This is a genomic window from Alphaproteobacteria bacterium (genome assembly GCA_016870095.1).
In the GTDB taxonomy this organism is placed as follows: Bacteria; Pseudomonadota; Alphaproteobacteria; order Paracaedibacterales; family VGCI01; genus VGCI01.
In genome coordinates, this window is sequence record VGCI01000003.1 from 199,222 (window position 1) to 225,172 (window position 25,951).

32 protein-coding genes and 2 tRNA genes are annotated in these 25,951 nt (G+C 40.8%); 26 read left to right on the top strand and 8 right to left on the bottom strand.

Going from position 1 to position 25,951, the window contains the following annotated elements:
* Positions 1-202 precede the first annotated feature (202 nt).
* The 4 genes from FJX03_03785 (at position 203) to FJX03_03800 (ending at position 3,629) form a co-directional block, all read left to right on the top strand.
* A complete protein-coding gene (locus FJX03_03785) occupies positions 203-502 on the top strand; it encodes a 50S ribosomal protein L28 (GenBank protein ID MBM3632815.1) in 300 nt (99 codons plus the stop codon).
* Positions 503-585: 83 nt separating this feature from the next.
* Positions 586-1,368, top strand: a complete 783-nt coding sequence (locus tag FJX03_03790; protein ID MBM3632816.1) for a queuosine precursor transporter — start codon at positions 586-588, stop codon at positions 1,366-1,368.
* A gap of 30 nt (positions 1,369-1,398) precedes the next feature.
* Positions 1,399-2,631: a tRNA guanosine(34) transglycosylase Tgt gene (gene tgt / locus FJX03_03795; protein MBM3632817.1), complete on the top strand. Its 1,233-nt coding sequence runs from the start codon at positions 1,399-1,401 to the stop codon at positions 2,629-2,631.
* Positions 2,632-2,960: 329 nt separating this feature from the next.
* Positions 2,961-3,629: a hypothetical protein gene (locus FJX03_03800; protein MBM3632818.1), complete on the top strand. Its 669-nt coding sequence runs from the start codon at positions 2,961-2,963 to the stop codon at positions 3,627-3,629.
* Positions 3,630-3,693: 64 nt separating this feature from the next.
* On the opposite strand, the gene FJX03_03805 is transcribed toward FJX03_03800, so the two are convergent.
* Positions 3,694-3,770, bottom strand: a tRNA-Arg gene (locus tag FJX03_03805).
* A gap of 131 nt (positions 3,771-3,901) precedes the next feature.
* Between FJX03_03805 and FJX03_03810 the strand changes: the two genes are divergently transcribed.
* The 3 genes from FJX03_03810 (at position 3,902) to FJX03_03820 (ending at position 5,721) form a co-directional block, all read left to right on the top strand.
* Positions 3,902-4,090: a zinc-finger domain-containing protein gene (locus FJX03_03810; GenBank protein MBM3632819.1), complete on the top strand. Its 189-nt coding sequence runs from the start codon at positions 3,902-3,904 to the stop codon at positions 4,088-4,090.
* An 88-nt stretch (positions 4,091-4,178) separates the two neighbouring features.
* Positions 4,179-4,952: an ABC transporter permease gene (locus FJX03_03815; GenBank protein MBM3632820.1), complete on the top strand. Its 774-nt coding sequence runs from the start codon at positions 4,179-4,181 to the stop codon at positions 4,950-4,952.
* 4 nt (positions 4,953-4,956) lie between these two features.
* Positions 4,957-5,721, top strand: a complete 765-nt coding sequence (locus FJX03_03820; protein ID MBM3632821.1) for an ATP-binding cassette domain-containing protein — start codon at positions 4,957-4,959, stop codon at positions 5,719-5,721.
* A 10-nt stretch (positions 5,722-5,731) separates the two neighbouring features.
* Here FJX03_03820 and trxB read toward each other — a convergent pair whose 3' ends face one another.
* Positions 5,732-6,670, bottom strand: a complete 939-nt coding sequence (gene trxB / locus FJX03_03825) for a thioredoxin-disulfide reductase (protein ID MBM3632822.1) — start codon at positions 6,668-6,670, stop codon at positions 5,732-5,734.
* Positions 6,671-6,803: 133 nt separating this feature from the next.
* Here trxB and FJX03_03830 point away from each other — a divergent pair.
* From FJX03_03830 to FJX03_03885, 12 genes are all read left to right on the top strand, one after another.
* Positions 6,804-6,879 (top strand) — tRNA-Thr (locus FJX03_03830).
* 319 nt (positions 6,880-7,198) lie between these two features.
* Complete coding sequence (locus FJX03_03835) at positions 7,199-7,738, top strand: HNH endonuclease (GenBank protein MBM3632823.1); 540 nt, start codon at positions 7,199-7,201, stop codon at positions 7,736-7,738.
* 347 nt (positions 7,739-8,085) lie between these two features.
* On the top strand, positions 8,086-8,493 hold the full coding sequence (locus FJX03_03840; GenBank protein MBM3632824.1) for a hypothetical protein: 408 nt from the start codon (positions 8,086-8,088) through the stop codon (positions 8,491-8,493).
* Positions 8,494-9,019: 526 nt separating this feature from the next.
* Positions 9,020-9,298, top strand: a complete 279-nt coding sequence (locus FJX03_03845) for a hypothetical protein (protein ID MBM3632825.1) — start codon at positions 9,020-9,022, stop codon at positions 9,296-9,298.
* Positions 9,299-9,396: 98 nt separating this feature from the next.
* Complete coding sequence (locus FJX03_03850) at positions 9,397-9,696, top strand: hypothetical protein (protein MBM3632826.1); 300 nt, start codon at positions 9,397-9,399, stop codon at positions 9,694-9,696.
* A gap of 154 nt (positions 9,697-9,850) precedes the next feature.
* Positions 9,851-11,128: an NAD/FAD-binding protein gene (locus tag FJX03_03855; protein ID MBM3632827.1), complete on the top strand. Its 1,278-nt coding sequence runs from the start codon at positions 9,851-9,853 to the stop codon at positions 11,126-11,128.
* A complete protein-coding gene (locus tag FJX03_03860) occupies positions 11,121-11,888 on the top strand; it encodes a DUF1365 domain-containing protein (GenBank protein MBM3632828.1) in 768 nt (255 codons plus the stop codon). Before FJX03_03855 ends, FJX03_03860 begins: the two co-directional genes overlap by 8 nt.
* Complete coding sequence (locus FJX03_03865) at positions 11,885-13,078, top strand: class I SAM-dependent methyltransferase (GenBank protein ID MBM3632829.1); 1,194 nt, start codon at positions 11,885-11,887, stop codon at positions 13,076-13,078. Before FJX03_03860 ends, FJX03_03865 begins: the two co-directional genes overlap by 4 nt.
* On the top strand, positions 13,079-14,383 hold the full coding sequence (locus FJX03_03870; protein MBM3632830.1) for an MFS transporter: 1,305 nt from the start codon (positions 13,079-13,081) through the stop codon (positions 14,381-14,383).
* Positions 14,380-14,910 carry a DUF3833 domain-containing protein gene (locus tag FJX03_03875; GenBank protein ID MBM3632831.1) on the top strand — a complete coding sequence of 177 codons (531 nt, stop codon included), beginning with the start codon at positions 14,380-14,382 and terminating at the stop codon, positions 14,908-14,910. Before FJX03_03870 ends, FJX03_03875 begins: the two co-directional genes overlap by 4 nt.
* Positions 14,911-14,913: 3 nt before the next feature.
* Entirely contained in the window at positions 14,914-15,681 is a 768-nt protein-coding gene (locus FJX03_03880; GenBank protein ID MBM3632832.1) for an SDR family NAD(P)-dependent oxidoreductase, read from the top strand.
* Positions 15,682-15,738: 57 nt separating this feature from the next.
* Positions 15,739-16,257, top strand: coding sequence for a hypothetical protein (locus FJX03_03885; protein MBM3632833.1), 519 nt, complete (start codon positions 15,739-15,741; stop codon positions 16,255-16,257).
* 34 nt (positions 16,258-16,291) lie between these two features.
* Here the strand turns inward: FJX03_03885 and FJX03_03890 are convergent, their stop codons facing one another.
* Complete coding sequence (locus FJX03_03890) at positions 16,292-17,191, bottom strand: TIGR01777 family protein (GenBank protein ID MBM3632834.1); 900 nt, start codon at positions 17,189-17,191, stop codon at positions 16,292-16,294.
* A 36-nt stretch (positions 17,192-17,227) separates the two neighbouring features.
* The gene (locus FJX03_03895) at positions 17,228-18,304 is read right to left on the bottom strand and encodes an alkene reductase (GenBank protein ID MBM3632835.1); all 1,077 of its coding nucleotides are present in this window, start codon (positions 18,302-18,304) and stop codon (positions 17,228-17,230) included.
* 737 nt (positions 18,305-19,041) lie between these two features.
* On the opposite strand from FJX03_03895, the gene FJX03_03900 reads away from it, so the two are divergent.
* The 4 genes from FJX03_03900 (at position 19,042) to FJX03_03915 (ending at position 22,210) form a co-directional block, all read left to right on the top strand.
* Positions 19,042-19,230, top strand: coding sequence for a TIGR03643 family protein (locus tag FJX03_03900; GenBank protein ID MBM3632836.1), 189 nt, complete (start codon positions 19,042-19,044; stop codon positions 19,228-19,230).
* Positions 19,231-20,769 (top strand): cryptochrome/photolyase family protein, encoded by a 1,539-nt coding sequence (locus FJX03_03905; GenBank protein ID MBM3632837.1) that lies wholly within the window; start codon positions 19,231-19,233, stop codon positions 20,767-20,769. It begins immediately after the preceding gene.
* Positions 20,770-20,842: 73 nt separating this feature from the next.
* Entirely contained in the window at positions 20,843-21,460 is a 618-nt protein-coding gene (locus tag FJX03_03910; protein ID MBM3632838.1) for an oxidase, read from the top strand.
* A 27-nt stretch (positions 21,461-21,487) separates the two neighbouring features.
* On the top strand, positions 21,488-22,210 hold the full coding sequence (locus FJX03_03915) for an SDR family oxidoreductase (GenBank protein MBM3632839.1): 723 nt from the start codon (positions 21,488-21,490) through the stop codon (positions 22,208-22,210).
* Between the two features lie 78 nt (positions 22,211-22,288).
* Here the strand turns inward: FJX03_03915 and FJX03_03920 are convergent, their stop codons facing one another.
* Genes FJX03_03920 through FJX03_03930 form a run of 3 tightly spaced genes read right to left on the bottom strand, consistent with a single transcriptional unit; the run spans position 22,289 to position 23,804 of the window.
* Positions 22,289-22,378 carry a hypothetical protein gene (locus tag FJX03_03920; protein MBM3632840.1) on the bottom strand — a complete coding sequence of 30 codons (90 nt, stop codon included), beginning with the start codon at positions 22,376-22,378 and terminating at the stop codon, positions 22,289-22,291.
* Between the two features lie 27 nt (positions 22,379-22,405).
* Positions 22,406-23,149 carry a bifunctional DNA-formamidopyrimidine glycosylase/DNA-(apurinic or apyrimidinic site) lyase gene (gene mutM / locus FJX03_03925; GenBank protein ID MBM3632841.1) on the bottom strand — a complete coding sequence of 248 codons (744 nt, stop codon included), beginning with the start codon at positions 23,147-23,149 and terminating at the stop codon, positions 22,406-22,408.
* 19 nt (positions 23,150-23,168) lie between these two features.
* Entirely contained in the window at positions 23,169-23,804 is a 636-nt protein-coding gene (locus FJX03_03930; protein MBM3632842.1) for a heme-binding protein, read from the bottom strand.
* Between the two features lie 144 nt (positions 23,805-23,948).
* Between FJX03_03930 and FJX03_03935 the strand changes: the two genes are divergently transcribed.
* From FJX03_03935 to FJX03_03945, 3 genes are read left to right on the top strand one after another with little or no spacing between them, the layout of a single operon-like run.
* Positions 23,949-24,167, top strand: coding sequence for a deoxyribodipyrimidine photo-lyase (locus FJX03_03935; GenBank protein ID MBM3632843.1), 219 nt, complete (start codon positions 23,949-23,951; stop codon positions 24,165-24,167).
* Entirely contained in the window at positions 24,124-24,519 is a 396-nt protein-coding gene (locus tag FJX03_03940; GenBank protein ID MBM3632844.1) for a deoxyribodipyrimidine photo-lyase, read from the top strand. The genes FJX03_03935 and FJX03_03940 overlap by 44 nt, the downstream gene beginning before the upstream one ends.
* Positions 24,509-24,814, top strand: a complete 306-nt coding sequence (locus tag FJX03_03945) for a hypothetical protein (protein ID MBM3632845.1) — start codon at positions 24,509-24,511, stop codon at positions 24,812-24,814. Before FJX03_03940 ends, FJX03_03945 begins: the two co-directional genes overlap by 11 nt.
* Positions 24,815-24,963: 149 nt before the next feature.
* On the opposite strand, the gene FJX03_03950 is transcribed toward FJX03_03945, so the two are convergent.
* On the bottom strand, positions 24,964-25,884 hold the full coding sequence (locus FJX03_03950; protein ID MBM3632846.1) for a J domain-containing protein: 921 nt from the start codon (positions 25,882-25,884) through the stop codon (positions 24,964-24,966).
* Positions 25,885-25,951: the final 67 nt, after the last annotated feature.

Genomic DNA, 25,951 nt, shown 5'->3' on the forward strand with positions numbered 1-25,951 from the left:
AGTCGAAATAATTGGTTGTGCCGGAAGGCGAGACAAAGCCCGTCTTCGGCACATAAACATGATATTAAATGCAGAAATATTACCAAAACATTAACAGATCTAATTTTGAGAGGGATTTTTAGAGAACACTTGACGAAATTGTCAATATCGCGTAACTAATGAGTTAACTTTTTGAGAAAATCCATATTTTGGGAGGCAAATAATGTCAAGGCGCTGTGCAATTTCAGGTAAAGCTGTTCTTTATGGGAACAATGTAAGCCATGCAAACAACAAGTCACGCCGTCGTTTCTTACCAAATTTGCAAGAAACGTCTTTTATGAGTGAAGCTTTGGGTCGTCTGGTTCGATTGCGCCTATCTACCAACGCTATTCGTACAGTTGAGTTTCATGGCGGTATCGATGCTTATTTGACAACGTCATCTTCTTTAAAATTGACGCCAGAACTGGTTCGGTTGAAGAAAATTATTCAAAGACTTACAAAGGCGTCTGACGCGGCTGCTTGATGCCGCTTAAGGTTAACGTTTAAAAGCCTGTGGGTGTGGTGCCCCGGGCTTTTTTAATTTCACCAACCTAATTTGCGAATTTTATGGATACTTCACTCATTATTCCCCTGATTGAGTTTATGCAAACTCTACCCCTTGAAATGATGGCAGGAATGACATTTTTGGTGTGCGCATTATCAATCCTCATTCTCTTTCGCACTTTTGGGGCAACAGGGATATATCTTTATAATACCGTTATTGTGTTGGTTGCTAATATTCAAGTCCTGAAGATGGGTAATTTTTGGTTTTCCCCTGAGCCGGTTGCCTTGGGAACAGTTGCTTTTGCAACAACTTATTTAGCAACGGATATTCTGACCGAACATTATGGAAAAGCGGTTGCGCGAAAAGGAGTGTGGATTAGTTTTGCCGGGCATATCCTAATGACATTGCAAATGGTCATGACGTTAGGTTTTGCTGCATCGCCTGGAGATAAAGCCCATGAAGCGATGGTAACTTTATATACGCCCTCAGCGCGCATCCTCGTAGCGGGGCTCTTGGCCTATGGTATCAGTCAACTCCTTGATATTTCTCTATTTGATTGGATTGGCCGTTTAACGCAACGTCGATGGCTGTGGCTGCGCACCAATGTCTCAACTCTTTTAGCGGGGTTGGTGGACAACATTCTTTTTAGTACGTTTGCGTGGATTATTTTAAATCCCCATCCGATAAAGTTCTATTCTCTGATATTTACTTATATTTTGGGAACATATTTTGCCCGGGCATTGGTCGCTATAATGTCGACACCAATAATATATTTAAGCTATTGGCAGCTAAAATTCCCTATAAACTTTAGGGACCAAGAAATTGAAATTCGCAAAGCCGCTTAACGCAAACTCATTTAGAAATTGAAGGATTCTATGTCAGCTTTTTCATTTACTTATCATTATCCTATGCCTCTCTCGCGAGCCCGCCTGGGACGGTTGGAAACCCCCCACGGTGTCGTGGAAACCCCTGCTTTTATTTTTTGCGCGACAAAAGCTGCCATTAAAGGGGTGACGCCCCAACAAATGCGCGCATGCGGTACGCAATTCATTTTATCCAACACCTATCACCTCATGTTGCAACCCGGTGCCGAAGTGGTGTCGAAAATGGGGGGACTCCATCGCTTTATGGGGTGGGATGGTCCCATGTTGACCGATTCCGGCGGATTTCAAATTTTTAGCTTAGGGCACGGGTCTGTGGCGGCAGAAATAAAAGGAAATCGTCACGGCAGTGGAATGGGGGCGCGCCAAAAAACACTATTAAACATCACAGAAGAAGGCGCACGTTTCAAATCTTATAGTGATGGGTCCATGCACCTGTTAACACCGGAAAAATCCATAGAGATTCAGCGCCTCTTGGGTCCTGATCTCGTTGTGGTCTTAGACGAATGCACCCCTTTCCATGTGGACAAAACTTACACCCAACGCTCTTTGGATATGAGTCATCGCTGGGGCTTTCGCAGCCTTCAAGAGTTTCAGCGGCACGATGACGGTCGTCAATCGCTTTATGGCATTATTCAAGGGGGAATTTATGAAGATTTGCGCGAACAAGCGTGTGATTTCGTAAACAGTCAGCCCTTTTTTGGCCATGCCATCGGCGGCTCGTTGGGTGCGCATAAAGAGCAAATGTATGATGTTGTGGCCATGACGGCAAAACGTCTTGACCCGAATCGCCCCATTCATCTCTTAGGTATTGGAGGTGTTCGTGATATTTTTGAGGGTGTGGAGCAGGGTATTGATACCTTCGATTGCGTCCATCCCACCCGCCTGGCACGTCATGGGGGTGCTCTGGTGCGGCCCCCTCATGCTTTGAGAGAGGGAAGCGAGCACTTAAACTTGCGCAATAGCGCTTGCCGAGAAGATCCAAACCCCATTGAGCCGGATTGCTTTTGCCCGACTTGTACGACCTATTCGCGAAGCTATCTTCACCACTTATTAAAAGCTCAAGAACTTCTCGCCATGACCCTCATTACCATGCACAATGTTGCCTTCATGAATCGGTTGCTCAGTGCGATTCGTACAGCTATAGGGCAGGGAAGGTTGGCCGAAGAACGCAAAAACTGGGTTCCTGAAAAAAATGTTGAATCCTCGCAAGATCTTGCGGCTTAAAGTTTGTAGCTTACTCTGTACTTCAATTATTTTATATAATTTACTTTCACACTTTAATAAAGTCTAATATACCATGCAATTATAATTGTTAGAGTAGTTAGAATAAATTAAATTTACACTCATTAATATTCAAAATTTTTATTGAAAACAAAATCTAACTCTACAATAATTTATGTCCTAATTATTTTGCTGACTAATTTCGCATCTTTTACGCTTCAGGATTCAAATTGACTAAATTGTATCTGAGGATTATCCTGCCTTTATCTTAATCAATTTGGTTGTAAGGCGCTTGCGCGATTTATTGCCCCATAGTGGTAAGGATTTTTTCCATGAAAATATTCATTTGCGGTTCTTTCGGTTTATTATTGTTATGTTTGCCGGCTTACGCGACTGATGAAAGACCTTCGCTCTTAGAGGAATTTAGAATTTTTTCTAAACAGACTAGTTCGACGAAGAAAAGACTAGCTTCCATAAATATTGAGGAAGAGCCAACAACAGCTTCTAAAACACCCAAGAGAACAGCCCGGGAAGATAGAGCCTCTGCGCGAGAATATAAAAAAGAAGTCCTTATGATGGTAACTAGAAAAGCTGATATTCTAAATCGTGAACTTCCCAAAGTGACTGAATCACTTAATGTAATTTACCGTGATCTTCAAAAAATAGCCGCTACCTATATAAATAGTAATCCCCCACGAGCGTGTGAATTGGCGGCCTTAGCATCGGACCTTAAGTCCTTATTGAAGTCTATTGAGACGGTGTTGAGAAATTTAAACGCGCAAGGATATGAAAATCAACAAACGCGATTACATACCAGTTTAGCTATCCCTGCATCAGGCGCTCTCACACCTCAAATAGATCGGATCGTCGATGCCTTGCAATCCGTTGAGGATACACGCGGCATAAACTGTACTATCCTCAAAGACGTCAGTGCTGAAATTAAAAGAATTACAAAAGATAGTGATGTGAAGAATTTCAGACTTTCTGAGGAAGCTGAGTGATTTATAAGGGATTAGGATAGATAGCTTAAACCTACACGAAATGGCAGACACTATATAAAGATGTTGGCGCACCCGAGACGATTCGAACGTCCGGCCTTTGCCTTCGGAGGGCAACGCTCTATCCAGCTGAGCTACGGGTGCAAATAAGTTTGCGAGATCTTGCAACTTGACTCTTGTTTATATACTGTAATTTTAGAGGGTTGCCAAAGGGTTATTTTGGATTTAAATCCTCAAAGGTTAAGCGAATGGCAATTTTTGAAGAGTTTTAGACAATGCCACAGACATCTTCTCAAGGTTCAGGCCATGACATTATTCGGGTAGAGTCCTCTGTTGTCAGTTGCGATGGGCGAAAGACCGCAGATGATTTGGGTCATCCTTTGGTTTATCTCAATATGGGTGATGAGGATCAAGTGTCCTGTCCTTATTGTAGCCGGGTGTTTATGTTGGTTGAAATTGTTTAGCGCGTGAATATTAATTGCCCCTTCTACTTTACGGGTGAGAACCCAGTAAAGAAGGGGTTGTTTAATTAAATAATAAGGATAAACCGTTGTGAATTTTTTAAGAACCATTGGACGCATTTTTATCACGTTTCTTATGAACGCTGGTCGTTTTGGTCTTTTCTTTGTCACCAGTCTGCGCCATGCCCTGTCACCCCCTTTCTACTGGCGCCAATTGGGATATCAATTCTTACATATTGGCTATTTTTCTCTTCCCGTAGTGGGGCTCACCGCCATATTTACGGGCATGGTTTTGGCCCTTCAAAGTCACACCAGCTTTGCTCGGTTTAATGCGGAGGGTGCTGTTGCCACCGTCGTGGTTTTGTCCATGACGCGTGAATTAGGTCCCGTGCTCGCAGGTTTAATGGTTGCCGGGCGCGTGGGTGCGGCCATGGCCGCAGAAATTGGAACCATGCGGGTGACTGAACAAATCGACGCGTTAACCACACTTGCCACTAACCCTTTCAAATATCTTGTGGTTCCTCGCCTCATTGCCGGTGTCATTATGCTTCCCATCCTCGTTTTGGTGGCGGATATCATTGGTGTTTTTGGCGGATATTTGGTGAGCGTTTATAAGCTGGGCTTTAATCCGACCAATTATTTAACACAAACGGAAAAATACCTTGAAACAGAAGATGTGGTTTCGGGTTTAATTAAAGCTGCAGTGTTCGGTCTGATTATTTCGTTAATGGGTTGTTATCATGGATATCAATCCGGACGGGGAGCGGCAGGCGTGGGTCGGGCAACCACCAGCGCTGTGGTGTCAGCATCCATTTTGATCTTATTTATGAATTATGCTTTAACCTCTATTTTATTTTCGAAGTAATCTAATGAAAACACCCCTTAAAATTTGCGTTCGTGGCCTTAAAAAATCTTTTGGAAACCATGTTGTTTTAAATGGTATTGATCTCGACCTTCACGTGGGTGAATCTTTCGTGGTGATTGGCGGGTCGGGCACAGGTAAATCTGTTCTCATTAAGTGCATCTTGGGCCTTATACAGCCAGATGCGGGAAGTATTAAAATTGATGGCGAAGAAATTATAGGACTTTCCTATGCCCGTCAGCAACAAGCCTTGGATAAAATTGGCATGTTGTTTCAAGGGGGAGCGTTATTTGACAGTATGACCGTGTGGGAAAATGTTGCCTTTGCCCTAACTCAAGGTCATGGCATGAATGCCCAACAAGCCAAAGCCATTGCGTTGGAAAAACTGCAAGCGGTGGATTTGGATGAAAGCACGGCCTCAAGTTATCCGGCAGAATTATCAGGCGGTATGCAAAAGAGAGTGGCGCTTGCCCGGGCCATTGCTTCAAATCCGGAAATTATTTTCTTTGATGAACCAACCACAGGCCTGGACCCTATCGTCAGTGGAACCATCAATAAATTAATCATCGATAGTGTGCGCCGCATCGGCGCGAGTGCGTTAACCATCACTCACGACATTAGCAGTTTGCGCCAAATAGCCGACCGAGTGGGATTGCTCTATGAAGGTCAATTAATTTGGACGGGCACTGTCAAGCAGATGGATGCCTCTAAAGATCCCTATGTGGTTCAATTTATTAATGGTCTGCCTCACGGTCCGTTTACAACGCCCTAGAATCTCAACGCTAATGACTTAAAAAACGTTCAGCTTCAATGGCAGCCATACAGCCTTGACCCGCAGCTGTTACCGCCTGACGAAACACCTTTTCCTGAACATCGCCAGCTGCAAATACACCCGGGATAGCGGTCGCCGTGCTATTGGGCTTGGCGATTAAATATCCTTCACTATCGGTTTCTAGTTGGTCTTTAAAAACTTCACTCATCGGGGTATGACCAATGGCTATGAAAAGACCCTCAACGGCAATTTCAGATAACCCATTGGTTTGCGTGTCGCGCAACTTTAAACCCGTAACAGAAGGGGGGGCGTCTGTCCCGAGAATTTCCTCCACCGCTGCATTCCAAATAACAGATACTTTTGGATTTTTAAAAAGCCGGTCTTGTGCAATTTTTTCGGCTCGCAAAGTATCTCGGCGATGAATTAACGTCACGTGCTTGGCAAAATTTGTCAGATACAGCGCTTCCTCAACAGCCGTATTGCCCCCACCGACAATGGCGACTTCTTTGTCTTTGAAGAAAAATCCATCACACGTGGCGCAGGCAGAGACGCCAAAACCGCGGAATTTTTCCTCCGAAGGTATCCCCAACCATTTGGCTTGAGCGCCTGTTGCCACAATGACGGTTTGCGCAACGTATAAGGTTCCACTATCTCCCCAGCATTTAAAAGGACGCGTGCTAAAATCAACTTTGGTGATCATGTCTTCAACCATTTCCGTGCCCACGTGTTCGGCTTGAGCACGCATTTGCTCCATTAACCAGGGTCCCTGGATGGTCTCGGCAAACCCAGGATAATTTTCAACGTCTGTGGTAATCATCAATTGGCCACCGGGTTGGATGCCAACCGCTTGAATGGGTTTCAAATTTGCGCGCGCTGCATAGATGGCAGCTGTATAACCCGCAGGCCCGGCGCCAATGATAAGAACTTTGGTTTCTTTGGTTGTGGTCATGAATTGCCTCTTAAATTATTCCTAAACGATAGACTTTATATCCCACAATCTCTCACCTCGTATTATTTTTCAACCAAGAAAGCGAAAAGAGGTAGAAATAACCTTTGAAACCTGATAATAAATGAATCATGGCGCCGGCTTAGCTCAGCTGGTAGAGCAACTGATTTGTAATCAGTAGGTCGCGAGTTCGAATCCTGCAGCCGGCACCATCTTTTTCCTTACTAATTTTTCAGAACGCCCTTCTTCTGCAAAAATTCCTTTTCCTTAGGTTATTCCAACGATATGAATTTTTATGAGATTAGCGTCTCAGCGTGTATAGAGCAAATCACAAAATCAACTCACACTATTTTATTATCTAATGTTTAGTTCTTTCTAGCATGAATATAATTCCCGCACATTATAAGTATTGCCTACTTAAGTAGAGATCTTACGTAATTTTTCCCGATCGTAATCTTGAGGTTTCTCGAATTATAAATTGTTAATTCAACGCTTACTATGCGGTGATTGACGTATAAGGAGAAACGTAAAATGAAGATGATTTATAAGAATAGTAGGGTTCTATCAACTCTATTTATACTCGTTCTGTTTTCAGTAACTCTTACTGAATGTTTGGGAATTGAATTTTCGCAGTATCTAGATAGAATTGATCAGATTGTGAAAACCAGAGAAGAACGACCAAAAAGTATTTATGCTGCCCAACGAAGATTGTTGCTTGAGCATCAGGGGGATATAAGGGCTCTCACTCTAAAGAAAGGGAATGCGGATGATACGCTTTATCATGTTCGCCGCAATGCTTTTGATGGGGGAGTAGTCAAGTACCAGCTCATTAAGCAATGGGAAATCAATACAGGAGTTTCCTGGCCAAAGTATAATTGTAAAGATTGTTGTCGAAAAAAGGGTTCATGCTACCATCGTTATTTTGAAGCACATCATGTTATACCTCTTGGGTATAACGGTGCCAATGAATGGTGGAATATTTTTCCGTTGACGATAGAGCAACATACCGGAAGCACAGGCATTCATGCCTCAAAAGAAGCAAAAGCTTGGTTTCCTAAAGTGAAAAAATAATAACCCCCTACAGAGAGGCGTGAGGATTATAAAGAGGAATTTGGGGAAAATATGGTCAACAATAATCTATGTATTCTTTTATTTTCGTAAAATTTCCTTTCCTAAAATAGGATTAAAATTCTAGAAGACAAAAATCGACTTAAACAAAAAATTTATCAAAAACAACAATTTATTTAAAAATAGTTCATTCATAGAAGATGAACTAGCCCTTTCCTGACATTTTTTCTGAATGCTAATAATAATTTGTACTTAATAATGAATAATTTTTTCACCTTTGCAAAAACTTTTATTATAAATTAAAATAATTATGTAAAAGGTATTCAATATATAATTTAAGGAATTTTTTTATGAAAAAATTGTTGATTACAGGTGCATTATTTATAGGTTCTTTATGTGTTGTGGGAGTAAATCCTGCATGGTCCGCAGACTTTTCTCGGGATCATGATACTTTTCGGAAAACGGATGCCAAATATGCTAGCCATACTTCAGAGTGTCCTAGTTCCGCAAGTTTACGAAAAGCTCTTGAGAGCATCACACAATTTCCACCCGAGGAAATAGTGATAGACGAAAAAACATGGATCGTTAAAAATTGGAATATCTATACGAAGGGATTGACTGCGCAAGAAGTATCTCAACTTCCTCTTGTGTATGATTCCTTTAGTAAAAATAAGGCAGGAAAAACAATGTGTCTTGTTCAATTTCATAAAAAACCAGGCGGAGCAAACGATGCTTCGATGGCTATAATTGAAAAGTAAGAGTTATAGATTTAATTCACCTTCTCTCATTAAATGAGAGAAGGTGAATTCATGATACATTATATCGTTCTTTTCATATGATTGCAAAAATTGTGTAATTATAAGGTGCTAAAAAATGGTCATTATTAAATATAATCCCATCAAAATTAACATCATTTGAATGAGAAAAACTCTATTGAATACTCCCCACTGGTTTTTTAACTCAGTACCAGGACTTTGTTCTTTACGACGTGTTCCACAATATTAAAGCCCATCTGCTCTATCCTCTTAACTGCGGTTGTGGGGAAGATTGCCTGTCTGAAGCGACAAGAGCGAAGATCGTTTTGTCTTTGAATGTCGACCTTTATAACAAGCCCGAATATGGCGATAAATCCCTGATCGGCTCTATGCCCTGAGGTATTACTTCAAAATCCCTGACGATACTTACTTTAGAAAGCATTATGCTGAGTGTTACCCCGTTTGGCTCATTGACGAGAAATTCCGTGAAAAAACAGCTCAGAACCATTTCCAAATTGTCGGGCGTTTGGTGTGGACGCTTTTACGTCTGGCGACAACTTATGAGCTTTCCTTTTATCGGGAGCATAGAGCCAGCTTAACCGAAGCGGTGAGTATTATTTTAGGCAAAACTCCCCTCAAAGGAAAGAAAGCCAAACAAGAAAAGACAATCTACCTCTGTGGAGAAAAGGACTATACGGCTCACTTTAATACTTATAAATCCGTCTTTCTTCAGAAGTGCAATTCTTCCTTCGTAACTGGCTTGAGAACTCACAGAACAATCCAAACGGCAATAATCATGAAATCATAGTGCAGCATCTATCCAAGTACAAAAGCCTTATGCAATCTCTGTAGCTGATCTTTCATATTATCAATATTGCTGATGGGCAGAAGGACAAAGACATAACTTTGTTCTCTGTGCAAAAACCAGCGGTTTGGTGTGATTATCTGGAATCCCACGTTCGCCGCATTTATGGGATGGTTTTGGACACCAAGTTCGACCCCAAACCTTCGCCATCGAAATCAGAAGAATTGTTGGCGTGGATGCGCAAACAATCTCAACACACAAATCAACCTTTAAAGTGTCGATTCATCATGCGGTATTCCAAGTTCAGAAGCTCTAAAGAGCTTGATCCGCTCCTGTCTGATTTGGTGCACATGGGGTATGTCCCGGAAGAGCCTCAAGGCACGTTTAGGGTTAATGATTAAGTCTGGGCATCTTAACAACTATAAACAATATAAATGAATTCATGTCTACTTACCCTTATTTTTGTTCCAACTTCTAATGGTTCCTCATTAGAATATAACCTTGTATTATGGACAAGACTCCCATAATTTTAATTAAAAATGGATTGGAAATTTTATGAATGTTGCTATTATTGGTTGCGGTATCGCAGGACTTGCTGCCGCACGGTTGTTGCACAAAACGCACAACATTACTTTATTTGAGAAAAATGATTATGTGGGAGGCCATGCCCATACAATCAGATTACCTTCTCTGGATAAGGATCTTGTTGTTGATAGTGGTTTTATTGTCTTTAATCATCGGAACTATCCTGAATTTCGAGGTATGTTAGCCCACTTAAACGTTGAAACGATAGCAACCGATATGTCATTTTCTGTTTCAGATCGACAAAACAATAATGAATTCTCAAGTGACTGGCCCCGGGGTGTTTTTGCCGATCCCCTTAATATTTTTCGTATACGATATTGGAAATTCTTAAGAGAAATTACCAGTTTCAATAAACTGGGTAGAGAAACCGTGCAGGATCAAGAACTATCAGAAATTTCTCTGGGTGCGTATTTGAAGACTCACACATTTAGTGATTCTTTTACCAATCAATATCTGATTCCTATGGCAGCAGCCATATGGTCGGCGCCCTTTAAAAAAATCCTTGATTTTCCTTTAATGGTTTTTTTAAAGTTTCTAGATAACCATGGACTTCTTACCATAAATGAGCATCCTCAATGGTATACGATTAAGGGGGGGAGCCGGGCCTATGTTGTTAAGCTTGTTGAGCCTTTTCACGATCGGATCCAACATCAAGAAGTTATCAGCGTTCATCGCAAAAAGTCATCTATAGAAATCATCAGCTTGACAATAGATCATGGGGAACAATCTGAGACATTCGACCATGTGATCTTTGCAAGCCATGCTGACGAAACGCTAGCACTGCACAAAACGCCCACATCGGAAGAGTTTGAGTTTCTGAAAGCGTTTCCTTACCAGAAGAATGATGTCTATCTGCATCAAGATGAACGTTTGATGCCTAAAAGAAAACACGCTTGGGCCAGTTGGAATACCTTGATTGAAAAGGAATACAAATTTGAAAATCCGGTGTGCGTGACCTACTGGATGAATCGGTTGCAAAATATACCCTTGAAATTTCCTTTATTTATTACACTTAATCCGAGTCAAAAACCCAACAGTATCCTCAGGAATTTTTCTTACGATCACCCCCAATTTACCCAGAAGAGCTTGGATGCACAAAAGAGATTTGAGCAAATTCAAGGAAAAGATAGAATCTGGTACTGTGGAAGTTATTTAGGGTATGGCTTTCATGAAGATGCGCTAAAATCAGGTATAGACGTTGCTTTAGCATTGGGTGGTCAAAGAGAGTGGACAGCAATTGATGGATAGTTTTGTACCGATGACCGTTATGCACCATCGCCTTTCACCAAAGGTTAACCGATTTTTTTACAAAACATTTTATCTTTGCTTAGATGTGTCCTCTCTCAACAATCTTAATAATATTCTGTTGGGGTTTGAAAAATTTAGGCCCTTTTCCCTTCGCCATAAGGATTATGGATTTCAGGATGGGACAACCATTCAAAGGTGGTTGAGTAAGGTTACCAATACGTATGGTTTGAGCCATGAGAAGGTTTATCTTGTAACTATGCCCCGTGTCTTGGGATACGGGTTTAACCCGATCAGTTTTTGGCTATTCCTTGATGAAAATTCAAAGCTTCAGGCTGTTATTGCAGATGTGAACAATACTTTTGGCGAAAATCATCAATATTTTATAAGGGATAAAAAAGGGGGGAAATTAAGCTCAAAAAAAGTATATCAAGCTGAAAAGCTTTTTCATGTTTCCCCTTTCATGCCTGTTGAAGGAACCTACAGCTTTCGCTTTATGGTGCCTGAGGATATGAGTCAAGAATGCGCTTCTCTTGGGTTCTGGATTGATTACTCTATTGATGGTCAAAAAATGCTTCTCACAAGCCTCAACGGGAAACTAAAATCTTTGTCAGAGAGGATGCTATTAAGAGCCTTGATTACCTATCCATTTATGACCATTATGGTTGTATGGCGTATTCATTATCAAGCATTTAAACTGTGGATGAAGGGCATAAAATATTATTCCAAACCGAAACCTCCCAAAGAGAAAACAACTGAATGATCATGATCAAAAAGCAATCCCAATATGAAGATTTTTTTAACAAAACCATAAGGAACCTTGGCATTGGATCTTTGATTGTTTCAGCTCCTAACTCAAAAACTATAGAGTACCGTGGGTCGAATTCTGGTCCTTGCGCCGATATGATCATCAAAGATTGGGACATGATTAAACAGGTTATCAAACAAGGCGAAATGGGATTCTTAAAGGCCTATCAAACGGGGATTTTAGAAACAACCAATCTTGCTAATTTAATTATGATAGCCATTTTAAATGAAACCCATTTAAGAGCTTTACTGAACTTTAGGGGCTTACGCAAATATATTTATCTCCTCTATAATTTTTTCCGAAGAAATACCGTAAGGGGTAGCCGCAAAAACATCAAAGAACACTATGATTTAAGCAATGATTTCTTTTCTTTATGGCTTGATCCGAGTATGTGCTACTCCTCAGGACTATTTTCCGATGAGAGCGTTACAACGCTTGATCAAGCGCAAAATCAGAAAATGGCACGGGTTCTTGATCAACTTAATCTTCCCCAAGGCAGCCATATCCTAGAGATTGGGTCCGGGTGGGGGGCTTTCCTTCTTGAAGCTGCAAAACGAGACTATAGGGTAACGGGAATAACCATTTCTGATGAACAGTTTGCCCACACAAAGAAAAACATTGAAGAGAGTTCTTTCGAGCCTAACGTGAATGTCCAATTGCTTGATTACAGAAATATCAAGGGACAGTTTGATGGCATCGTCAGCATTGAAATGTTTGAAGCAGTTGGTGAACAATATTGGCATCAATACTTCACCTCTATTTCAAACGCCTTAAAACCAAAAGGAAGAGCGGTGATTCAGACCATCACTATTGATGATGACCACTTTGAAACGTACCGTAAAACGCCTGATTTTATTCAATTATATATATTCCCAGGAGGAATGTTACCCAGCAAGAAGCGCTTCATTGAAGAAGCTAAGCAAGCGGGATTAAGGGTGGTAGATGATTTTCGGTTTGGTCAGGATTATGCTCGAACCCTTCAAAAATGGTTAAATCGATTTGATGACGCGAAAGAAGAGGTTCTGCGCTTAGGGTTTGACGAAGCATTCATTAAACTTTGGCGCTTTTATTTAAGCTATTGCATCGCTGGTTTTACGACAAAAAGAACAGATGTGCACCAATTTACCCTTGAAAAGTCAGATTAAATGAATTCACAAAAACATCTTTCCCGAAAGAGCATTTTTGGGTATGCGCTTCTGGCGCCGTCGATTGCTTTTGCTCAGCTTCCCTTGTACTTGTATATTCCAAAATATTATCATGTTGTATTTGGGCTAAATCTAGGAACAATAGGAATCATCTTGCTCATAATTCGCAGTATCGATGCCCTTAAAGATCCTTTTTTGGGCCTTGGCGTGGATAAATTGCTCCAATTAAAATTCACTTATAAACAAATTATTCTCCTTTCTCTGATACCTTTCGTTATAAGTTATTATTATCTATTCCATCCCCCCCAATCCATAGCCATTGCAGTCTCTTTGGCGATTGCTTTGTTTAGCCTCCATTTCTTCGATAGTCTCTTGAATATTGCCTATTTAGCATTGGGCGCGGTGATGACAGATCAATACCATGAGCGCACTCGAATCACAGCTTACCGAGAAGGTATAAAAGTCGTTGGCGTTATTTTGGCCGCTCTCTTGCCTGCTATATTTATACAAGCCCAAGATGACTCTAAACAATTGGTTGACTCATTCACCCTTGCCACCTATGTTCTTGCGCTTCTTGTTGCCATTGGGGGACTGTTATTTTATCGATGGAGCCCTCAGCCCTTAAAGCGTTCCCCCAAGACGAGTGACTCTACGCCATTGAGAATCGTTTTTAAGCAGGCCGTTCAGTATCAACCTTTTCGAAATCTTGTGACCATTTATGCCTTCAATTCAATAGCTGCAGCCATCTCAGCAACGCTTGTGTTCTTCTTTATCGATCATGTCCTGAAAGCTTCCTCCTACACTTTTGTTTTTTTGGCCATATACTTCCTAGCCGCCGTCTTTGGCATGGGTGTGTGGACAAGATTGGCTAAAGTCCGATCAAAGAAGTTCAGTTGGCTTGTGGGAATGATCGTATCTATCATTGCCTATAGTTTTGCCTTTTGGTTGACTGAGGGTGATATAATCCTTTATGGGTTCATATGCTTTTTTTCAGGTCTGTGTTTGGGCTCTGATGTTGCGATTCCTCCTGCCATTTTTGCCGATGTCATTGATAGGGTCGATCCCAATAAGAAATGGCATTCCGGCTTTTTTGGGGTGTGGAATGTGACAACCAAATTATCCATTGCAGTTGCTGCAGGTCTTGCTTTGTCCCTACTTGGCTATGCGGGATTTAATGAAAACCCGGGCAGCGGCTTTAGCTTGACCATGCTCTCCGCAATTTATGCTCTGATTCCTTGTTTCTTTAAAATTTTAGCAACAATTATGTTATACTGTTCATCTATAGACCAGGAGCAAAAGCTATGAGACATTTCAGCAAATTTTTAACGTCCCTTTTTATTCTTCTTAGTGGGTGCGAAAGGTATAATTTAGAAGACTACCAGGATGCCAAACCCAAAGTCAGCATTAAGGAATTTTTTAATGGTCCTTTACAGGCTTGGGGTATCTTTCAAGATTATACAGGAAAGGTTATCAAACACTTTACCGTCAAAATGGAGGGGCATTGGGTTGGGAACAAAGGCGAACTTTCTGAAGTTTTTCTATGGAGTGACGGCACAACAACGAAACGCACTTGGAAGTTGGAAGCCTTAAATGACCATCATGTCACCAGCACTGCAGAAGATGTTATCGGCCAGGGTGAAGGGAATTCTGTTGGCAATGCCATACAGTGGGTTTATCGCGTGAAAATCCCTGTAAATGGCACTGAATACGAGTTTGACTTCGATGATTGGATGTTTGCCCTCGATGACAAAATTATCATTAATAAGGCCAAAATGAAGAAGTTTGGGTTCACCTTAGGCGAAGTCACCTTATTTATGAGGAAGGGAAAATGACCATTGGCGACACCTATCAAAAATTGGGTTGGTAAACGGGTTTGGGTGATTGGGGCAAGCTTTGGTATTGGCCATGCTCTTGCACAAGGTTTGGCCCAGCAAGGTGCCATTTTGATCTTGAGTGGTCGTACAAAAGCTGCATTGGAAGAACTAAGATCGGGTTTGCCCGGAAAAGGTCACCTGTTAATCGTTTCGGATGTGGGTTCTGAAGAGAGTCTGAAAAAATCGTTTAAAGAAATCATAAAAAAAGTAAATGATGTCGATGTTATTATTTACTGTGCTGGCACCTATCATCCAGGTCTGCTTTTAGAGGGATCCAATTCAGATTTTACCCAAACTTTCGACACAAACTTCTTGGGGGTATTGCGTCTGCTTCAGGTTGCGGCCCCGCATTTTTCAGAAAAAAAGAGTTGCCAAATGGTTTTTATGGGCAGCATTGCCGCCTATAGTGGCCTTCCGAATTCAAATGTTTATGGCCCGAGTAAAGCAGCACTTTTAAATTTTTGCGAGGGGATGAAGATTGAATTGGAATCAAAAGGAATAGACATTCGGATTGTGAGTCCCGGCTTTGTTTCAACACGGTTAACAGACAAAAATCCTTTTCCGATGCCCTTGATCATTTCGCCTGAAAAAGCTGCTAGTTACATTATCAAGGGTCTTGGAACACGCTCTTTTCAAATTGATTTTCCGAAGCCTATGTCACTTTTCTTACGGTTCTTGCGATTACTACCCTATCCCCTATATTTCTGGATTGTTCGGAGAACGCTTTAAAGAGATTTTAATAGATTAAGCTCCATACTAGTAAGATATAGGCATAGAGGAAGATTTATGATTAAAATTCTCTTTTTATTAGTCACATTCTGGCAAATTACACCCCTTATGGCAGCCGCACAAAAGCCACCTGAGTTAAGGAATCTTATTGAATCTCCACGCCCCTATGGGGAAGCCAAGCTTACCAAGCTTCTGTGGGATATTTATGATATTTCTTTATGGACTGATGCAAATGTTTGGTCAAGCGATGAGCCTTATGCCATTACTATTCATTACCTTAGATCCTTCACCACAGATCAGCTTGTTGATAAAACCATTGAGGAGATGAAACGCCTAGGCGCACCATTTAACCCGGAGAATTACCGAAAAAAATTGGAAACACTCTTTCCCAATGTGAATGAAGGGGATCGTATTACAGCTTTCTTTGAATCAGGCTCAAAAGTCACCTTCTTCTTCAATGGCTCCGCTAAAGGAAACGTTAGCAAAGGAGACTTTGCTAAGTATTTTTCTGATATTTGGCTATCTCCTGAAACGGAAGAACCCGAAGCGCGGCGGGAACTTCTCAAAAAGGAATAAATGAAATTAAGCCTTTGAGCAAAAACACCTCCCCTCAAGTCTCCTTATAGACAATATCCTCTATGGCTCCCTCAAGAGTTGGATATTTGAATTTGTATCCAGCTTTCATAAGATTATGGGGGATGACCCGTTGTCCTTTCAGAAGCAGGGCCTCTCCCATTTCTCCAAAGAGAAGTTTCACTATCAAATCAGGTAATTTCAGAAAAGACGGTCTCTTTACTGCTTTTGCTAACTCCTTTGTGAATTGAGCGTTTGTAACAGTTCCAGGGGAAGCAAGATTAAACGGTCCGGCCAGCTCGACGTTCTGAACTAGGAAATCTATTGCCCCCACAACATCATCAATGTGTATCCAAGACATCCATTGCTTACCATTGCCTAGCTGAGCCCCCAATCCAAGCTTAAAAGGGGGAAGCATCTCGGCTAAGGCCCCCTTGTTTTTGCCGAGCACAATCCCAGTTCTTATGATGCAAACTCTTACCCCATATTCTGAGGCTTTCATTCCTTCTGCTTCCCAATCAGCGCAGATTTTATGAATAAAACTATGATGGGCGGGTTTGGTATCTTCTGAGAAGTTTTTTGACGAACTGGTGCCATAAAACCCAATCGCTGAGCCCGTTACCAGAAGGTTTGGCTTGACTTTGGCAGTTTTAATATAATCGACGATATTTTGCGTACTTTGAATACGGCTATCATAAATGACTTTCTTGACGCGATCATTCCATCTATTTTTGTTTAAGGGTTCACCCGCTAAATTTATGATGACATCATAAGATGTTTCTGCGTCATTTAAATTGTCTATAAGAGTTGCTGCTTTTGGCAAATCTGATTCATGGATATTTCGAGTCAAAATAGAAATCCTGAACCCTTGAGCATTAAAATGCTCAGATAATTTCGAGCCGATAAACCCTGTTCCACCGTTTATTAAAATGTGCATGTTTTTATTCACATTCCTGTTATATGAGTGAAAGAGCTACTGGTTTAATACCGGATAGTCTATATACCCTTTTTCACCGGGTGTATACAAAGTAGCAAAATCAGGGTGATTATATGGCCCATCCGTTTTGAAGCGTGAAATCAAATCTGGATTCGCAAGATAGAGCATTCCAAAGGTAATGGCATCCGCTTCTCTATTTTCCAAAGCCATATTTCCTGAAGCCTTGGTGTAGCCACCGTTCGTTACAATAATGTTTTCATAAACCTTTCGAATATGCGGCAAGATCCGCTCTCCTTCTGCATACATCATATGTCCGGGCAAGGCTTCTAATATATGTAAATAAGCAAGTCCTAGTGGGTTGAGAAGCTCTGCTGCCCGAGTGAAAGTTGCAATTGGGTTGCTATCTTGCATATCATTATATTGACCCTTAGGCGATAAACGAACACCAACTTTGTCTGCACCAACGGCATCAGCAAGAGCTTTCGTTATCTCTACCAAAAAACGTAGACGATTGTCCGTACTCCCCCCATATTCATCGGTCCTTTTGTTTGATCCATCTCTGATAAATTCATCAACAAGGTATCCATTCGCCCCATGAAGTTCGACCCCATCGAACCCAGCACGAATCGCTCTTTTTGCAGCTGAGGCGTAGTCCCCAATTGTAACATGGATTTCGTCAATAGTGAGGGCACGGGGAGTCACATAAGGCTTCTTTCCAAGGGGTGTGTGCGATACTCCTTGAGCCACTATTGCTGAAGGACCTACAGGCAATTGCCCGTCTAAAAAGTCTGGGTGGGAGACCCGCCCTGTATGCCACAATTGGAGAAAAATCCGCCCTCCATGGGCATGGACAGCATCCGTGACAACTTTCCAGCCCTGTTCTTGAGCATCTGTCCAGATGCCGGGAGCATTGAGCCACCCATACCCTTGAGGGCTAATGGCTGTTGCTTCTGTAATCAAGAGACCAGCATCTGCTCTCATCCCATAATAATCGGCCATAATCCTCGTTGGGACAGCGTCCGCTTCAGCCCGCCCACGTGTCATGGGGGACATAAAGATGCGATTGCTTAGGCTGTATTTTCCGACAGTTATGGAATCAAATAGGGTTGTCATCGTTCATATCTCCGTGTTTTGCCCTTATAGAGCGCGTGTGTTCAAGTTTTTTGTTAGTGTTGAAATATTTTCAACAATCTCCAAACCCATTGTCACTCTCTTTTACCGCTAAAATACTATACAATCCATTTTCATTAAATGATAGGCAGATGGAAGAAAATTTACATTCATGAGGTTTGTTGAAACCGCCTTGAAACACATCACAACTTCTAGAACTAATTCTATATTAAATCACTCCGAAACAAAAATTCCTGTTGAAGACTAAAAGGGTTAGCAAGATTAACTGGTAAAAAATATTTTTGCACTGTTTTTAACTATCCTTTAAATTTTATCTAAAAAATTTCATTTATCTAGCCGCAATGCATTGTATTTTCGTGTAGGTCTCTTAAGATTGGCTTTGTGTATTGTCTATTCAGATATTTACTTTCGCAGGAAATGTTGTTTTGCAAAGGAATTTACTCGCTTAGCATGTCTGTGTGTGTTAAAAAAGGCTGTTTGTGTCTGATTGATGGCAAAACAGCTTTCTGTCTAATACCCAATATACCCCAATTAAAGACTGAACAATTGAGAAATTGTATTTATGGGGAATACGATTGTAGCTTCTAATAGGATTATTTAAAAATGGAAAAGTTTTTGGTCAGGGAATGAAGTGTTGGTAATGGCTTATTATCTGGAAACAATGGGATGGAACCGTGAAGAAAGAATATAGCACATCGTTCATCAGCGAAATTATCAGTATGGCATGGGCTGACGACATTTCATTTGATAAAATCAAAAATGGCTGTGGCCTCAGTGAGAGCGAAGTCATTAAAATTATGCGCAGCAATTTAAAACTTGGAAGTTTCAAACTTTGGCGCAAAAGAGTTTCTGGCCGAAACTCAAAACACGATAAAAAAATAAAACTCATTATACTTGAGGCAGAGTAAATGCCTGTGCTTCGTCTTATTTTAACCGACCAACTTTCCTACACAATTACTTCACTTGAAGGAATCAAAGCTGAAGAAGATGTTGTAATGCTGTGCGAACTTATGGATGAATCCACATACGTTAAACACCACAAAAAGAAAATTGCATTTTTGTTCTCAGCTATGCGTCACTTTGCCGAAGAATTAAGGTGTAAAGGCTATTCCATTCGTTATGTTAAGTTGGATGACCCTCTCAATACCGGCAGTTTTGCTGGTGAGATAAAACGCGCCATAGCGCAAGTTAAAGCGACTCGCCTTATCGTCACAGAACCCGGAGAATACCGTATATTGCAAAAAATGAAGCACTGGCAAAGTGAATTTGGTATTCCCGTCGAGATTCTATGTGACACGCGTTTCTTGACCACGCATGAAGAATTTGCTTCATGGGCAAAGAACAAGGTGCAATTGCGCCTGGAATTCTTTTACCGCAGAATGCGTCAAAAATACAAAATTCTTATGGAATCAGAAAGCAAACCAATCGGTGATAAGTGGAGTTATGATAAGGAAAATCGAAAACCACCAAAGGCTGGAATGAAGATACCAAAGCGTATCAGTCACAAGAAAACTTCTATAATTGAAGAAGTATTAGAATTGGTCCAGGCCAAATTCACAGATCATTTTGGGACCCTAGAGCCGTTCCACTATGCTGTCACTCGCGACCAGGCATTGCTAGAATTAAATCATTTTATAGATGAATTGTTACATGACTTTGGACGCTATCAGGATGCCATGGTAGCAGGAGAGCCATATCTGTATCACTCGCTGATTTCTTCGTATCTAAATGCAGGTTTGCTTCTCCCTTTGGAAATATGTAAGGCCGCGGAAGCCGCATACCTTGCTGGCAAGGCGCCGCTCAATTCTGTTGAAGGCTTTATTCGACAGATTCTGGGGTGGCGTGAATTTGTTCGCGGCATCTATTGGATGTATATGCCTGAATATGGGGAAAAGAACGATCTTGCAGCAACAAACCCGCTTCCAGATTTTTACTGGGGGGCAAAAACAAATATGTTCTGTGTTGCTGAAGCCGTACGCCACACCCGTGACCATGCATATTCACACCATATTCAAAGGCTCATGATAACAGGCAACTTTGCAATGCTGGCAGGAATTAACGTCAAAGCAGTGCAAGAATGGTATTTGGCTGTCTACTCTGATGCTTATGAATGGGTAGAAATGCCTAACACACTGGGTATGGCTCTATATGGGGATGGGGGCATAGTGGGCAGCAAGCCTTATGCTGCCAGCGGGAAATATATTCATCGAATGAGCGACTATTGCAAGCATTGCCAATATGATCCAGATGTGGTGACTGGGAAGAATGCGTGCCCTTTTAACGGACTTTACTGGGATTTTCTGGTGCGTCATGAAATAAAATTTCGACACAACCAGCGCATGCCATATGTATTTTCTACATGGGATAAATTCGGCATAGAAAAGCAGCAAGCCATTCGTAATCAAGCCTCCCTAACCTTGGAAAAAATGAAGGCAGGTATATTGTAATGTTTATATGATGATTTTTTAGATGTAAGGCTTTCAAGTGTTTGTATTTTAATACTTAAAAAGGGGTGAAAAAATGGCAAAAAAGATGAATGATATTAATCTTAATGTGCATCATGTTCCAAAATCTTTTTCAGATCACATAGCCTATAGAATTGTAAAGTTATTACGCTTCTTTGCAGATTGCTTCTTTACCACTCGTTACGGTCATAGAGCTGTGGTTCTAGAAACGGTTGCAGGTGTTCCCGGTATGGTTGGTGGTATGCTTCAGCACTTAAAAAGTTTGCGGCTTTTTAAAGATGATGGGGGACGAATTAAAGTGCTATTGGAAGAAGCTGAGAATGAACGAATGCATTTGATGACATTTATTGAAATAGCTCACCCAAATTGGATAGAAAGGGCATTAATTGTCATTGCTCAAATTCTCTTTTTTGGTGTTTATTTCCTTCTTTATATTTTGTCACCAAGAACATCCCATCGTTTGGTGAGTTATATGGAAGAAGAAGCTGTTTATTCCTACACTCAGTATCTTCATGAAGTAGAAAGCGGAAAATTGGATAATGTCCCTGTACCTCCTATTGCTGTGAAGTATTGGAATTTAGATCCCGATGCAAAATTAGCAGATCTGATTGTCGCTGTTCGAAGAGATGAAGCCCATCACCGCGATCAAAATAACCAATATGCCAACGAGTAAGGCTTTAAATAATACAGGAATTATGAAATGGCAAATTTCTTAGTCATTGCTGCTTCCAGCACTTTGGGAAGGTCAACTTGCAAACTGTTGCAAGAACATGGCCACCGTGTTTATAAAACCGCACGATCTGGCGATAAAATCACCCCTGATTCTATTTTGGATGCTACAAATTTTGAAGCTGTTGATGCCGTATTTGCTCTTGCTAAGCAAAGTATGGGTTCTATTGATGGTGTTGTTAACTTTGCGGGTTCTCTTCTTTTAAAGCCAGCTTCTTCTATCAATCAGGAACAGTATTATCAGACTATTCAAAGTTCGCTCACCACCTCTTTTGCAACCGTGAGAAGCGCTCAACAACATATTGATGGAGGTGGCTCTGTTGTACTTATATCTTCCGCTGCTGCCTCAATTGGGCTGCCTAATCACGAAGCAATAGCAGCTGCTAAAGCTGGGGTGATAGGTCTAATGCGCTCTGCTGCCGCGACTTACGCACATCGAAATTTGCGGTTTAATGTTGTAGCTCCCGGTCTTACGGAAACAGATTTAACTGATAAAATTATACAAAGTAAGGCAGCTCTTGATTATTCACTTAACATTCACCCGTTAGGACGCATTGGCAAACCTGAAGACATAGCGCGCGCAGTGGTATTTTTTCTGGATCCTTTGAACAATTGGATCACAGGCCAGGTCCTTCATGTAGATGGGGGACTTTCGACGCTCAAAACACCTATTAATCCTAAAAATCGTAATTGAGTTGAGAATAAGGGATATTCCAAATGATGCGCGATTTTCTGTTATTTTGTTGCCGAGCTGGGGAACTCAAAAATCAACTTATTTCTGGCATTTTTCGCAATAATATGTAGCTCTCCCATTTTTAATAAACTTGGTAATAGTCGTCAATTGGCAATGCTTGCAAAGCAAGTGCGCTCGGTTATAAACATTAAAAGATTATTGAAAATACCTAGTATCACCATTTGGTAGGGCATAATCTTGCAAAGTAGATCCCCCCGCACTAATGGTGCGTCTTAACACGTTTTGAGTTTCTATAAGTAAAATCTTTGTTTCTTTCAGGCTAAGCGTATTTGCCCGACGTCTTGGTGACAGCCGAGCTTGCCATAAAGCCTCAGAGGCATAAATACTCCCCAATCCTGCGATAATTCGTTGGTCAAGAAGGGCATTTTTAATGACAATAGTCCGTTGCTTCAAAGCTGCATGAAATACTGAAGCACTTAAAGGTATGTCTCCAAGTGGCTCAGGGCCTAATGTGTTAAAGGGGGGTAAGCTCTTGAGTTGATTTGTGGGGTAAAGTAACAAAAAACCAAAACGGCGAGGATCGCGAAAGGCAATTTTATAGTTATTGGATGCTATAAAAACAACATGGTCATGTGGCCCCGAATTTAAGGAGTAAACATTAAGGTTTTCAATAATCACGCGCCCTGATATACCTAAATGCCAAATGAGGGTTAAGCCATGGCTAAAATCAAGCAAAAGATATTTAGCGCGGCGACTTATAAGCGAAATAAGCTTATGATTAAGTACTGTCTCCAGATTAACAGGCAAAGGATAGCGTAAATCAGGTCGGTTAGCTTGAATCTTTAAGAACGATTGTCCTTTAAGCAATGGTTTTAAAGCTTGGCAAATTGTTTCAACTTCTGGAAGTTCTGGTATAGTGTAATTTTTCTTTATAAACAATTAGCATATTGAGAGGTTTTTATACCTTAATTTCAATCATAATCTCATTACGCCGCAAGAACGGCAGGGTCCATGGTGGATTGTAAAATGCATAAACAGGTTTGCCAACTTCATGAAGTATTTTTGAACCTATGTATTGTTGTAGAGCGTCTAAATTTTTGTGGAGAATGCCCTCCCTTGCCAATCCAGAAAAACGAATAACGGCATAACGTTTTGCGGGAATCGACAAAATCTCTATTTGTTTGTTCTTGGGGCGAGGTAGAGTTTCTAGGGTGTATTCAGAAGGCATTACAAATCTTACATTCCAATGCAAATTATCCAGAGATTCTTGTTGAATAACAGGGGCTGTCATGGAAATTTTCTCACCTTCTTGTTGTTCAACGGGAGCTGTCATGGCAATCTTTTTGCGCCCCTCATTATTGCCAAAGATATAATCTGCAAGAATTCTAAATCCTGCTGAAATGGCATTTTTTCTTTCACCGGTTACTGAAACTTGTGCAACAAGGATGGGTGCATACTCCCGAATCTCAATGTTTTCATCTGAGGAAAGCACTTTATGTTTTGGTTTGTTAACTTGGCTCATGATGGTACCACTCAAAGCAATAATGATTAAGGCGACAAGAAGGGAGACGGAGATGATCAGTTTCTTTGTGATTTTTAGTTTCATAGTCCTTCTCATTATATGATTGACAAGCTGTCAGATAAAATTGGCCGTACAAGTTCATAATAGACTAATAAGGAACCCAAAAATAGGGTATCAAATAGGAAAAGGGGTTTAATGGACGAATAAAAACCAGCCATTTTTTGGCATCGTCAAGATTTAAGGTTTGAAGATAATCCTGCCTTAAATGCCGTCTCAAAGCATCCGTTGTTGACTCTTTATATCTTGGATGAAGAGGACCCTTGTCTCCAGGGGGAGCATGAATGGTGGCATTGCAGAAGCTTGAGCTCACTCCAACGGTCTTTTAAAAAGCGTGGTGTTCAACTTGTCTTCAAGGGGGCAAACCCATCGAAATAGTAAAAAACTGATCAGCGAAATAGATGGTTGCGCAGTTTATTGGAACAGGTGCTGTGAACCTCACGCTATAAAAAGAGATAAAGAGATCAAGTCCCAATTAAAGAATACGGGAATCAGTTGTGAAAGTTTTAAGGCATCATTATTAGCGGAGCCCTGGGAGCTTCAAACAAAAACGGACAAACCGTATCAGGTCTTCACGACCTTTTGGACAGCTTTTCAACGTTTGACATTTCCCAAGCTACTGCCCATTCCAGATATATACGGTTATCAGCCTTCCATTTTCAGTGATGAGATCGAAACTTGGGGGCCGTATAGTTCGATTAAATTTAATGGGAACAAGTGTGACTTATGATGGAATCGCTCTTTTGTGGAAATCAAAATATTTGGGAAGTGTACGAGATGATGAGACAGTCTATGATCAATTCTACAATTTACAAGCTTCTGTTGTGATGATCGAGATTGGCCATACACCTGCCTTACAACAATATAAAGATATATTACAGTCTAGGGAGAAAAAGATTTTTCCGCTCCCTTTACGCAAAGAGTTTGAAATAACTAACTTGAGCTATGCAGGTGACAGTAGTCAGGAAGAAGCAATGGGATTTAAAAAAGTGATTTTATTCGATCATGGCAAGAAATTGGAATAATTTTTTTGCATAGATTTTACATCAATTTTTTAAACGTTTAGCCATTTCTAAGATAATAGTTTGCCTCTCACTTTCAAGATGAGGGTAAATTCATGATGCATCGTGTCGTTCCTTTAATATGAGAGAAAAGGTTGTGTAATTATAAGTTGCTAAAAAATGGTCATTATTAAATATAATCCCATCAAAATTAACATCATTTGAATGAGAAAAACTCTATTGAATACTCCCCACTGGTTTTTTAAACGTCGTAATTTATATGAGGCGAGAGAGCTGTCTAGTTTCAAAAGATCCTCATAAAAATTCATAAAATCTTGAATATATGTAGTTTCATCCTGCCCTTCAAGAAAATCAGGGGTCGTTCTCAAATATATATAGGGGTTTAATTGAAACTTTTTCGCCTCAGCTAATGCTTGCTGAACAACGGCTTTAGCCAGGGCAGAATTTCCTGTTTTCTTCAAATAGGTGGCTTGCTGTTTTAAAATAATTGCATTGATGTGGGGGGGGCGTATACCGCCCCATAAATTGATAGCAAGAGCCTGTAAAGACCACAATATGCCCCAAGGAAAATTCCACCATCCCAATATCCAAGTGCTTAAACTTGCGCTTACGGATATAAGACTTCCACATTTTGCACAAAATATTCCATTGATAGGTATTTTTTGACTGGCTGCGAGAAAGCTCCAAACTTTATAGAAAATGACATATCTGGGTTGTGCAGAAACAACACCACAATTTGCGCACTTGATAGGACCATTTTTGGTTGATGCTGTTGAATGATAATGATCGTGGCTCTTTGATTGTCTTTTAGAGGGGCCTTGTCTGTAATATTTGGGAGGCTCTTGTTGATAGAATGTATGATCTGAGGAATCATATAGTGCTCTTAGTTTAGGATTTTTTAGAGTATTGTAGGCTTCCTGTAGTAATTGAAAGCGAGCCGTTGTGTTGGTATTAAGATTTTTATCCGGATGAAGTTGTTGCGCTTTAAGACGATAGGCTTTTTTGATTTGCGCATCGGTAGCGGAAGGCGGCACGCCCAAAATTTTATAATACCCTTTGCTATCTCCAGCCATCTTTTATCCCTTAATGCTAAATTTTATAAATATATATTTTTTTATTTTGGCAAAATTGAGCTTATCA